The sequence below is a fragment of the Paralcaligenes ureilyticus genome, from assembly GCF_004346225.1.
In the GTDB taxonomy this organism is placed as follows: Bacteria; Pseudomonadota; Gammaproteobacteria; order Burkholderiales; family Burkholderiaceae_B; genus Paralcaligenes; species Paralcaligenes ureilyticus.
In genome coordinates this window covers 249112-260647 of sequence record NZ_SMAJ01000002.1, presented here as the reverse complement: position 1 = coordinate 260647, position 11536 = coordinate 249112, and the positions used below count along the sequence as shown (strand labels likewise).

Here is an 11536-nt window from a genome sequence, read left to right as displayed (position 1 = left end):
AACAATAACTCAATGCACTGTTGCGGCGGCGCTTTGCTTGAAGAACAGAAACTGGGAAATTTCTATCGATGCACCCATCCGAGTTCAATCAGCTTCCCAAAGAACACGCGATAGACGCGGGTGGCGATATTGTAGACAGTTGGCAAATACCACCGCGTCGCCCGGAAGGCGAGCCAGGCGCATGACGCTGCAACCAGAATTGCACCAATCATATCGAGCGGAAAATGGACGCCCAGATAAATTCGTGCCCATGCGACGGGAATCCCCAGCAATGCCAGCGCCAGCCCCTCCAAGCGTAGGCTGCGGTGCAGAAGGAAACTAAAGGCGACAGCCCACAGCAGGGTCAGATGATCGCTAGGAAAAGAAGAGTCGGGGGCATGAACGATAAAGGTGTGCCCGAGGCCGATCATGAAAGGGCGGGGATGCTGCCAGACCAGTCCGATGATCTGGTTGATCAGCAAGCCCGCCAGGCCAGATGCCGTCGCCTGGAGCAAGATCTTGCGGCTGCGCTCGCTGCCCCATAGCCACCCGATTCCGATGGCGGCAGGAACGGCCCAAATAGCGTACTCGGCAAAAAAGAGAGCGGTCGCAAGCAGCAGGGCGCCCGGATGCTCCGGAGCATTAAGCATGAGGAAGAGGGTGTGATTGAAGTTTTCCATGGGTCTACGTGGGTGGTTACGCAACGAAGCTACGTGGGTGCTCACGCAGCAGGATTTTGCGCAAATATGACAGAGTCTACAGCGGCAGACTTAGCTGGCGCTGAGCGGATATAACAGCACCTCTTGTTGTAGCGGCACCCCTTGTGGGTGCCATTCCGTTTCACGGCAGTGGCACTATCATCACGCAACCGCCATTTGCCGAATCTCCGCCAACGCCTGTACCAATTGACCCACTTTGGCCGACGGGAACACACCCTCTGGCCCCTGCGGATTTATATCGGTAAAGGGCGATTCATACAGTCGGCCCGGCTCCATCACGCCATTTTCGGTCAGATACTGGACCACAAGATCAATGAACTCAATCTGATTGGCGTTAACGGCCAGCCCCGCAATAAATCCATTCAGCGCCTGGCGCGCAGCCTCTCGGTCTAACCCCACCAGAGAACGAATGAAAACGCCAAGACCGTCACTTTGCGCCTTGGCCTGACCAATGATTTCCGGCGACCCACCCGCATCGACCAGCATGCGTTCCAACTCATCAAGATCGGACGGGGTTAATGGCTGGTTTCGCCGCAAGCGCTGTAAGGAAATGTGGTTTTCATGGGCTTTCAGGAACTGCCGCGCTTTCTCCCTGAATTTCGTCAGATCCATGGCGCTGCCAACCTGGGGCAGGTCTATCGTCGTTTCAGTGCCAAGTTCGTCCTCGAAGTCCGTATAGACTACTTTCTTCCTGGCCTTTTCAATCAGCTTCACCAATGCACGCAGCTTCTTGCGGACGTTTTCCAGCATGGGAACGGTCACGTTTTCCCACCAGTCTTCGCTGGCAATGGACTGTAGCAGGGGCATCTGGGCCTTGATGGCTGGAATGGCGTCCTGATCTTCCAGCGCACTGGCGATGGCCTGAATGTTTTCGCGCAGATGGGTGAAATCGGGCTTGGCCTGAAGGATTGCAAGTTGCGTGCGCAGCACCAGCATATCGAAGCGCTTGGCGTCTTCATCATCGCCGGCCAGTTCAGTGGGCAGTCCCGCCACGTTATTTGCAAGCTCGGAAAAATCATCGGTCTGAAGCTTTTTCCATGACTCGATCCTGGCGTATTTTTCTACAGATTTGCGCTGCGGACGAACCACAAAATTGTCGATGTTCATGGCGGCCACGTTCTGGTGCAGCAAGGATGCCAGTTCCGCCCGAAGCTGCGCGTCATCAGGCTGACCACCAAAACGCGCCGACGGTTCGGCAATTCGGCCGACTACCACGGCTTGTCTATCCAGTTCCGCAATCAGGTCCAGCCGAGTCTTGAAGAGACGGCTGCTTAACGATTCGCTAACGGAACCTTCGGAGTGGTCCGGGTTTTCGCTAAAAAACTCAAGGTTCTGGCAATAGTCAAAGACGTAGAAAAACTGCTTATCCATGCCGGGGCCCAACAAATCGGGACAAAGGCGCGTGCCGCGTCCCACCATCTGCCAGAATTTGGTTTTAGAGCGCACTGCCTTGAAAAACACCAGATTAACAACTTCCGGCACATCGATGCCCGTATCCAGCATATCGACGGAGAGAGCGATGTGCGGCGCCTTCTCTTTATTGTAGAAATCATCGATCAGGCTTTGCGCGTACTCGGTCTTGTATGTCACGACGCGAGCAAAATGGCCCTTGTAGTGCGGGTAGTTAAGGTTAAAACGCTGGGCGATAAAATCGGCATGGGCATTGTTTTTCGCAAAAACAATGGTCTTCCCCAGCCGGTCGCCGCCAGCTACTTTCTGTCCTCTGGTCATCAGGTGCGCGAGCACCTTGTCCACTGTGTCGGTGTTGAACAGCCATTTGTTAAGCGCGCTGGCCTCGACCGCATCGGGCGTAGTGCCATCCTCATTCCATTCAAGCGCGTCCCACTGCTCCTTTTCATCTTCGGATAGTTCCTCGTACTTGATACCTTCGCGCTGAAAGGCCAAGGGAACCGAGACGGCTTTGGGAGGAACCAGATAATGGTCAGCCACGGCGTCGTTCAAGGCGTAGGCATCGGTCGGTACGCCCGATTCAAGGTCGAACAGACCGTAGGTGTTATGGTCAATTTCGTCTTTAGGCGTCGCGGTCAGCCCTACCAGCAGTGAGTCAAAGTAGTCGAAGATGGCCCGGTATTTCTGATATACCGAGCGATGCGCCTCGTCGATGATGATCAGGTCGAAGTGTCCGACCCCAAAGCGGCGTTGGCCGTCAGAGGCCTCATCAATCAAGCCCATCATGGTGGGGTAGGTGGAGACGAATACCCGTCCTTCAGTTTCCTTTTCGGTCACCAGATTAACGGGCGATGAGTCAGGCAGGTATTTCTTGAAGGCATTCACGGCCTGTTTGACCAAGGCCCGGCGGTCGGCTAAAAACAGAATCCGTTTGGCCCAATTGGCGCGCATCAATACATCAGCCAAAGCGATGGCGGTGCGCGTCTTGCCTGCACCAGTCGCCATCACCAGCAAGGCTTTGCGCTGCTTGTCCACCTCGAAGGTTTCGCCAATCCGGCGCACCGCGCGAGTCTGATAGTAGCGTTCGATGATGTCGGGGTTGATGGCGGCGTCAGCCAGCTTCTTGCGACTACTGCGGCGTTGAATCAGCCCTGTCAATTCATCTTTATTGAGAAAACCTTGAACAGGGCGGGGCGCGTAACTGGCATCGTCCCATATCCAATGCGCATAGCCGTTGGAATAAAAGATGATGGGCCGTTGACCATATTGCGCTTGCAGGCAGTCCGCATACAGCTTGGCCTGTTGCTGGCCCGCCGTGGCATCCCTGCGGGTGCGCTTGGCTTCCACCAGCGCCAGCGGCTTGCCATCGTCGCCCCACAAGACGTAATCCACAAAACCTTTGCTCTGCTGATTGGGCATGCCGCTGACTTCAACTTCAACATTATGCTTGCCCAGTTGCCAGCCGGCCTCCTTGAGCAACAAGTCGATAAAATAGTCGCGGGTTTGGGCCTCGGAATAGTCATGCGTATCGGGTTGCGCCGTGTTGGCTTTCTTTGCGGCGGCTACTTCCTCACGCAGGCTTTGGAGTTCACCGTCCAAAGCCGCCTTGGCCGACAGCAGTACGGAAAGCTTTTCGTCGCGCGTGCGGAGCTGCGTTTCCAGTTTCTGGAGTTGTTCAATAGACTGGAGTGGCGCAACAGGCGCCGTGGCCGCCGCAGGAATTAGGGCTGGAACAAAGCGCAGGCCCGGGTCAGGCCGCGCCCTTTGGCCGTAGGTGCGCGCCAGCCAATAGCAAACGTGAAATAGTTCGCGGGTGGCAGTTAGCGCATCTGGCGGCAATATTTTGCGCGTGCTGTGGGCAGCCAGATTGCCCAGGTCTTTAATCACCTTGGCCTTGGTGAAAATAGCCTCGCCCACCGTGTCACGAAAACTGGGCTCGTGAATAAGTGCGCTTAGATGGTCCTGATAGGGCAGGCGGAATGACTTGTCATGCTTGTAGAGCCAATCCACCGCAAGCTCCAGCGTGCGCCGAGCGTAGAAACAGGAGGTTCGCGCATCCGTGTTCGCCGTGCCTTCGGTTTTGCTGGCTGCTTCGTAGAGAGCAGGCCATTCGGACTGAAGGAAGGCGAAGTTGCTCATTTAGAGTTCGCCCCGAAAGGCGCGGTGTTGGAGGGAAGCGAAGAGGGTGTTGAGTTCGGCGAGCGAACTACGATTTTGATTTTTAATTTCTTTCGTTGCTTTCAATTGGGATACAAACGCTATCTGCTTTTTTATGGGAGGGACAGGTATTGGAATCGCGCCAACGATGGTCTTGTTTAGATTTGCCATCGTGACACCTTGCGCAACGTTTTCCAGGAAACGCCGCATCGATGGCGAAGAGATAACAAGTCCCAAATAGATTGGGCTTATTACGCTGGCTTTTGGTCTTACAAAAAGACTACCGGTGCCGCAAAGCCAGCCTTGCTCTCGAGAAGTTATGACAGCACATCGCCCCATCTCTCCTCGTCTACCCATAATCAGGTCGCCTTCCATAAGATAGTAATTTCCAAGCTCGGCGTACTTTTCTTCTGAAACAGTTAGCGATATGTCCGGACTAATTCTTCCGTCGCGTAGATGTGTTGGATTGATAAGTGGTATCCCTCCATCTATATAGTCCTCTTCATGCAGTTGCGTGCCAAACGGGCCGATTTGAATCCTCTCTGCACATTGGCTTAATGGAGCAATTTTCCAACTCTTTGGGTTGCTAACCGGATCCCCAAACATCTCAATGAAAATCGACTGTGTGAGGCTGTCTAGTTGCGCCAAGGCATCCCGGCGCTTGACTCGGAGCGCATCGGCTTGGTCCAGAATGGCAGCGATGCGGCGTTGATATACAAGGGGTGGCAAAGCAATTTCAATGCGTGAAACCGTTGCCTTCGACACCTCTTTGAACGTCGCACCATTTCCAAGGCTTTCTAAATAAGCCTTATTTTTGCGGAGCCAGTGGAAAAGAAATTTGGCGTCGAGGATTCCGGCCTTGGGAATGAAACTTTTAAATCCCTGATTGGTGGCCATCGGTACGGCGTTGATGGCAACGTGACCAATAGGGGCACGAGAACTAAAAAGGACTGAGCCACGAGGTAGTATCGAAGCCCCACAACTCGCCAAACCCAGCTTGGTGATTTTTCTCGGCGTGTCGTCGAGGTAATGCGTTTCTAAATTGCTCAGGTCTTTTGGAGTTGTCCAGCAAATGTCCCCATTCCAATATTCATTGTTTGAAGTTTTTGGCGTGGCACCCGAGATAATTGCGCAACACTGGTCAAGAGTCATAGTCCTTAGAGCCATCACTACAGTATCCCCTCAAGCTCTTTCATCCCCGCCTGAATCTCTGCCTCCAGCACCGCCAGCTTCGCCAAAATTTCTTTCGGCGGCAGATGTTCGCTTACCTCATGCACCACTTCCTTATAGCGGTTGATGGAGAGGTCGTAGCCATTGCCGGCAATATCGCTCCTGGGAACACAGAAACTTTGCTCCGTGCGGCTGCGCTTCATTTCCGATGTGTCCCGCAGGCCCCAACGCGCCAGCACATCGGGCAGGTTATTCTTGGCATGCTCTGCCTCGGATAGTTGGCTATGCCCATTTCTGAAGGGTTGCAGGCCCAATTTATTTTCAGGCAGCAGCGGTTGCCGCTTGTCGTCCAGGCTCCAGCCATCGGCCTTCATATCGTAAAACCAAACTTTATCCGTGCCACCCGAATTGGTTTTAGTGAAAAGCAAAATGGCCGTGGACACCCCGGCGTAGGGCTTGAAGGCGCCCGAAGGTAAGGAGATGACGGCATCCAGCTTCTGGTCCTCGACCATTATGCGGCGTAACTCTTTGTGGGCTTTGGACGAGCCAAACAAAACGCCGTCTGGCACGATAACGGCCGCTCGGCCACCGGGCTTGAGCAGGCGCAGGAACAGAGCTAAAAACAGCAGCTCCGTTTTTTTGGTCTTGACGATGGCCAGTAGGTCTTTGGCAGTGTTTTCGTAGTCCAGCGAACCAGCAAAGGGCGGATTGGCCAGGATAAGCGAGTATCTTTCTTCGTCGCCGGCATGGTCCTCGGCCAACGAGTCCTGATAGCGAATGTCGGGGTTATCGACGCCGTGCAACGCCATATTCATGCTGCCGATACGCAGCATGGTGCTATCAAAATCGTAGCCGTGGAACATGCCGCGGTGGAAATGCTCTCGGGCTTGCGCATTGCGCAAAATTTCCGGATGTTTCTCGCGCAGATATTCGCCGGCCGCTACTAGGAAACCGCAAGTGCCACTCGCCGGATCGCAAATAACGTCACGGGCGTTTGGCGCCGTCAGCTCCACCATCAGTTTGATAATGTGGCGCGGGGTGCGGAACTGGCCGTTTTGGCCAGCACTGGCAATTTTTCCCAGCATGTATTCGTACAGGTCGCCTTTGGTGTCGCGGTCGTCCATGGGCACCTGGTCGAGCATGTCAACCACCTTGGAGAGCAGGGCGGGAGTGGGGATGGTAAAGCGCGCATCCTTCATGTGTTGCGCGTAGGTGGAACCATCGCCGCCCATACTGCGCAGGAATGGAAACACATGCTCGCCGACGACGGTATACATCTCCGCTGGCGCGGAATTCTTGAAATGCGACCAGCGCAGGTCGTTGAAGTCCCGGCCCTTGGTATCGCAGCCAGTTGGAAAAATGCTCCGTTCTATCGGCTTGCCCAGGCGCAGCGACTTTGTTTCTTCCAGGTTTTGCAGGTCGTCCAGCCGGCGCAGGAACAGCAAATACGTGATTTGCTCCATGACTTCCAGTGGGTTCGAGATGCCGCCAGACCAAAAGGCGTTCCAGATTGAATCGATTTGATGACGTAATTCGCCGGTAAGCATGTAGGGTTCCCGTACTGCGATGATGCAAAAGGGCCGCTGGGCGGCGCGGCGTAGTTCGCTTTATATACCTTTCGTGCAATGTTAGTCCAGATTGGCGACCAGGATTCCGCTGAATGATTCCGCAATAATTTGTTGTATGCAGTTTTTATGGGCGCTACCTTTTTTGGCACCCACAAGGGGGGCTGCTACAAAAACGGGGACGGCCATTTATTAACCATTTCAGACCTGTAAGAAGAACATGCTCGTTGCACATCTAGCGGCACCCCTTGTGGCTGCCATGCAGCCTCATAATCTACCAAATCGTTTGATTATTGAGATCTATTGAGATACAATGTATCCTAAAAAAGGAGGTTCCTATGACTACCACCACGATGGTTCACGTTCGCGTGGACGAACAAATCAAGGCTCAGGCAACCGAAACATTGGCTTCAATGGGGCTGTCCGTCTCTGATGCCGTACGCGTGTTTTTAATGCGCGTGGTTGCCGATAAACAAATGCCGTTCATGCTCAAGGCGCCAAACGCTGAAACTCGTGCAGCGATGACCGAGGCCGACGAGATTGCACGCATGCATCGCGCGCGCTTTGATACCGCTGCTAAATTGTTCGATGACCTCGAAAAGAACAGCGGCAAGTAAGCGTGCCTCGTTACCGCGGGCGGCGGACTATGCAAAACCGTTCCTCAAAGACTGGGAGCGATTGTCCCACTCTGGTCGGTATGACATGAACCGGCTCAAACAGGTCATGCTACTGTTGATCGCCAACGATGGCCCAATCGGACCTGAGTGGTTAGATCACTCATTGGACGGTGGGTGGCAAGGGCATCGGGAGTGCCATATTGGTGGCGACTTCCTGCTTGCGTATAAGCTTGAAGATAGCGGGAAACATGGCTTGGTTGTGTTTGTGCGTGCCGGCACACACGCCGAGCTATTCGAATAGTGACCTGATGAAATCGGCACGTAACGGAATTCGAGCGTAAATAGCTAGCCAAGTGAATAATTAACTGGCCCTGTCTGCGTTGATTGCAAGGTTTTGGCACCCGCAAGGGGGGTGCCCCTACAAAAAGTGTGGCTGTAGCGGGTGTAGTGGCAGCCCTTGTGGCTGCCATTTTCGATAAACAAGGTGCAGGCTATTGCACAGATGGCAGCCACAAGGGCTGCCGCTACAAAAATGTGCCCATTGTGCATGTGGCGGCACCCCTTGTGGGTGCCATTCCGTTTCGCCAGCAGCTATGATGAACGGGTGCAGGGAGATTGGACTTCGTGCTGACAATGCGGATTGGAGCGCTCGATGCTGACCGACTTTGGTGTCATCAATATCTGGACCTATATTGCCGGGGTGGTGTTCATCATCCTGTTGCCCGGGCCGAACTCATTATTTGTGCTGGCCACCAGCGCCAGCCACGGCGTGCGAGTCGGCTATCACGCTGCCTTCGGCGTTTTTCTGGGGGATTCCATCCTCATGACGCTGACGGCCGCCGGCGCTGCGTCGGTGCTGCATGTGTTGCCCGTGTTGTTCGCGTCGCTCAAAATCATGGGGGCAGCCTATCTTTGCTATCTAGGGGTGCGATTGATCCAGGCGTCCTGGCATCGGCAGCCCGCGCCTCAGCGCGTTGCCGTGGGCTCTGGCAGCCGTTTTCGCAAAGCTTTGCTGTTGAGCTTGCTCAATCCTAAGGCGATTCTGTTCCTGTTGTCTTTTTTCGTACAGTTCGTCGATCCCTCGTATGCGCGTCCAGCCGTGCCATTCCTGATCCTGGCGTTGATCCTGCAGGGCTTCAGCATCGTCTACTTGTCTGTGTTGATACTGGGCGGAGCACGCCTGGCGGCTGCGTTCCGTAAACGTCAGCGTCTGGCCCGGATCGGGAGTGGCCTGACTGGGCTGGTATTCCTGGGGTTTGCAGTAAAGCTGGCGCTTGACGACTAACGGGGGATCGATTGCTGGGCGACATGGCACCCACAAGGGGTGCCGCTACATGATTCGCGGTGTGTATGGGTAGTGGCGGCCCTTGTGGCTGCCATGCCCCAAAAGGTAGCAGGAGGACATCATGGCAAAAATCGTTGGGATTGCAGGCAGTTTACGTGCCGGTTCGTTTAACGCGGCGTTGTTGCGTGCAGCGGCTGGCGTTATGCCGGGTGGGTCGACCCTGGACATAGCAACCATAAAAGGGATTCCGCTGTATGACGGCGACGTTGAGGAAAAAGAGGGTAGCCCCCCGGCGGTTCAGGATTTGAAAAATCGGATCATGGCTTGCGATGGAGTGCTGTTGGCCACGCCCGAATACAATAATTCGATGCCTGGCGTATTTAAAAATGCCATCGACTGGTTGTCTCGACCGTCGACCGATATTGTCCGCGTGTTTGGCAATCGTCCTATTGCGATCATTGGCGCGTCGCCGGGCGGATTTGGTACGGTCTTATCTCAGGCCGCCTGGTTGCCTGTGCTGCGGACCCTGGGCATGCGTCCGTGGTTTGGTGGCCGCCTATTGGTGCCCCGCGCCGCAAGCGTATTCAGCGACGCGGGCGATCTCGTCGATGAGAAAATAAAGGCGCAATTGCAGCAGTTCGTGCATGACTTTGTCGACTTCGTAAAATCGTAATGCCGCTGGCCAGTCAAAGCGTATCGATTCAATTTACCGTGTAGCGGCACCCCTTGTGGGTGCCAAAATTCAATACTGGCTCAGCGCTAGCGAATTCCGAAGATAGGCAGGAGCACATTAATCATCCTGTCCCGCAGGAGTAAAATCCGGGTGTCGAATAACAAAAGGGGTGCAAGTGTTTCCAGAAAGACTTACTGACGGCTATGCGTCGTTTCTTAATGGCCGTCTCTCTCAAGAACGGGAACGTTACCAGGATCTGGCTGAAAATGGGCAGCACCCTGAGGTCATGGTCATTGGCTGCGGTGATTCGCGTGTGGCGCCAGAAACAATCTTCAACGCGCGTCCGGGTGAAATTTTTGTTGTCCGCAATATCGCCAATATAGTTCCACCCAGTGAGTCTGACGTTGAAACATCATTCCACGGCACAAGCGCTGCAATCGAGTTTGGTGTGAATGCGCTCAAGGTTAAACACATAGTGGTGCTGGGCCACGCAAGCTGTGGCGGCGTTGCCGCTTTCGCCAACAATGCCGCCCCACTGACAAAGCGTGATTTCATCGGCAAGTGGATGTCGCAAATCAAGCCAGTGGCAGAGCGTGTCGGGCCGCCTACCGGCGACCGACAAAACTGGATACGGAGCCTGGAGTGGGGCGTTATCGAATACAGCCTCGAGAATTTAATGACTTTTCCCGCCGTTCGCGAGGCGGTCGAGGGCGGCACCCTTACGCTGCACGGTGCTTACTTTGGGATCGCTACCGGCGTGCTCTTCATCCGGGATCCACTCACAGGGCGGTTTACACCTTATGGCGAAGCGAGTTAGCTCCTGAAGTCAAAGCGCAAGGCAGCAATGCCGTTTTCGTTATTCAACTGAATAACCAGCGGCAATCCAGGCGTCGATGCCGCCCGCCAGTGGCCGTACCCGGCTGTAGCCCAGCTTCATAAGGTGCTTGGCGACTTGGGCGGAAGAGGCTTCATTGGGACAAGCGCAATACACAATGACTTCAGCGTCATGCGTAATATCCAGGTCAGGAGGAAGCGGGCCTTTTAGCTGCATCGTAACGGCGCCCGGTATACGGCTTTCATCCCGTGAGAGCGCGGAGCGGACATCAATGATGGCGGGCGCCGCGCCTTGCTGCAATAATTGGTAGAGTTCGTCCACGGATATACGCGCCATGCACAGGGACTTCAGGAACCGACGGCGCTGCCACCATTTTTTTGCAACAAACGCGAACAACGCTGCGCCTATCAAGAGCAGACCCCACGTACCCAGATGTTCAAGAACGTTCAATAGGTCGTCGATGGTTGTGCTAAACAGCGAGCCCAGATAAATGGCTGATCCGGCCCAAAGTGCGGCGCCCACACTATCGAAGAAAACAAACTTCAGGCGCCGGGTTCCCAACGCGCCGGCCAATGCGCTGGCGATGGATGCGAAGCCAGGAATAAACTTTGCAACCATCAAGGACGGAGCACCCCAGCGCAAGTAAACCTGCTCGGTCTGCCTGACGCATGAATCGGGCGAGAGTGAAATACGGCAAAGCACAGACATGACTTTGCGGCCGTAGCGCTTTCCTGCGTGGTACCACACGACATCGGCAATTAATGCTGCAAACACGGCGACGAACAGCAACAGAGGCGCTGAATAGCTGTTGCGCACCAGCAATGCGCCTGTGATGACTAACGTAGGATAGGACGGCAGCGGCGTACCCAATTGTTCAATGAGTACATTGAAAAAAACAAGGGTAAGGCCGTATTGGTCGATCAGGTGTAAAAGATAGTGCATTGCAGCGCTAAAGGTCTAGTTGATTAGAAAAACCTGGGTCGGAATTTCTCGGGCGCTGAACAGGCCATTCCGACCAAAAGAGAATATAACCTGGCCGGCGCACTATGAGTTTTGTAGTTTCCTGCCAGCATGAGGGCTCTGCGATCAGCGCGACTGTGGCGGGCAGCCTGAGCTACAGGAAGAG

General features: G+C 54.6%; 10 protein-coding genes. 5 read left to right on the top strand and 5 right to left on the bottom strand.

The features are described from left to right. Positions 1-62 precede the first annotated feature (62 nt). The 4 genes from EDC26_RS03540 to EDC26_RS03525 form a co-directional block, all read right to left on the bottom strand. The gene (locus tag EDC26_RS03540) at positions 63-659 is read right to left on the bottom strand and encodes an undecaprenyl-diphosphatase (protein ID WP_132579873.1); all 597 of its coding nucleotides are present in this window, start codon (positions 657-659) and stop codon (positions 63-65) included. Positions 660-839: 180 nt separating this feature from the next. Beyond that, complete coding sequence (locus EDC26_RS03535; RefSeq protein WP_132579872.1) at positions 840-4247, bottom strand: DEAD/DEAH box helicase family protein; 3408 nt, start codon at positions 4245-4247, stop codon at positions 840-842. Further along, positions 4248-5417 carry a restriction endonuclease subunit S gene (locus tag EDC26_RS03530; protein ID WP_165930899.1) on the bottom strand — a complete coding sequence of 390 codons (1170 nt, stop codon included), beginning with the start codon at positions 5415-5417 and terminating at the stop codon, positions 4248-4250. It lies immediately after the preceding gene. 17 nt (positions 5418-5434) lie between these two features. Continuing rightward, complete coding sequence (locus EDC26_RS03525; RefSeq protein WP_132579870.1) at positions 5435-6982, bottom strand: class I SAM-dependent DNA methyltransferase; 1548 nt, start codon at positions 6980-6982, stop codon at positions 5435-5437. Positions 6983-7338: 356 nt separating this feature from the next. Between EDC26_RS03525 and EDC26_RS03520 the strand changes: the two genes are divergently transcribed. The 5 genes from EDC26_RS03520 to EDC26_RS03500 all read left to right on the top strand — a co-directional run bounded on the left by EDC26_RS03520 (position 7339) and on the right by EDC26_RS03500 (position 10392). Beyond that, positions 7339-7617 carry a type II toxin-antitoxin system RelB/DinJ family antitoxin gene (locus tag EDC26_RS03520; RefSeq protein WP_165930898.1) on the top strand — a complete coding sequence of 93 codons (279 nt, stop codon included), beginning with the start codon at positions 7339-7341 and terminating at the stop codon, positions 7615-7617. After that, positions 7589-7918 (top strand): type II toxin-antitoxin system YafQ family toxin, encoded by a 330-nt coding sequence (locus EDC26_RS03515; RefSeq protein ID WP_132579869.1) that lies wholly within the window; start codon positions 7589-7591, stop codon positions 7916-7918. The genes EDC26_RS03520 and EDC26_RS03515 overlap by 29 nt, the downstream gene beginning before the upstream one ends. Positions 7919-8269: 351 nt before the next feature. After that, positions 8270-8902: a leucine efflux protein LeuE gene (leuE, locus tag EDC26_RS03510; RefSeq protein WP_132579868.1), complete on the top strand. Its 633-nt coding sequence runs from the start codon at positions 8270-8272 to the stop codon at positions 8900-8902. Positions 8903-9023: 121 nt separating this feature from the next. Next, positions 9024-9575, top strand: a complete 552-nt coding sequence (locus EDC26_RS03505; RefSeq protein ID WP_132579867.1) for an NADPH-dependent FMN reductase — start codon at positions 9024-9026, stop codon at positions 9573-9575. A 175-nt stretch (positions 9576-9750) separates the two neighbouring features. Then, entirely contained in the window at positions 9751-10392 is a 642-nt protein-coding gene (locus EDC26_RS03500; protein WP_132579866.1) for a carbonic anhydrase, read from the top strand. Between the two features lie 39 nt (positions 10393-10431). On the opposite strand, the gene EDC26_RS03495 is transcribed toward EDC26_RS03500, so the two are convergent. After that, positions 10432-11352 (bottom strand): DedA family protein/thiosulfate sulfurtransferase GlpE, encoded by a 921-nt coding sequence (locus tag EDC26_RS03495; protein ID WP_132579865.1) that lies wholly within the window; start codon positions 11350-11352, stop codon positions 10432-10434. Between the last annotated feature and the right edge of the window lie 184 nt (positions 11353-11536).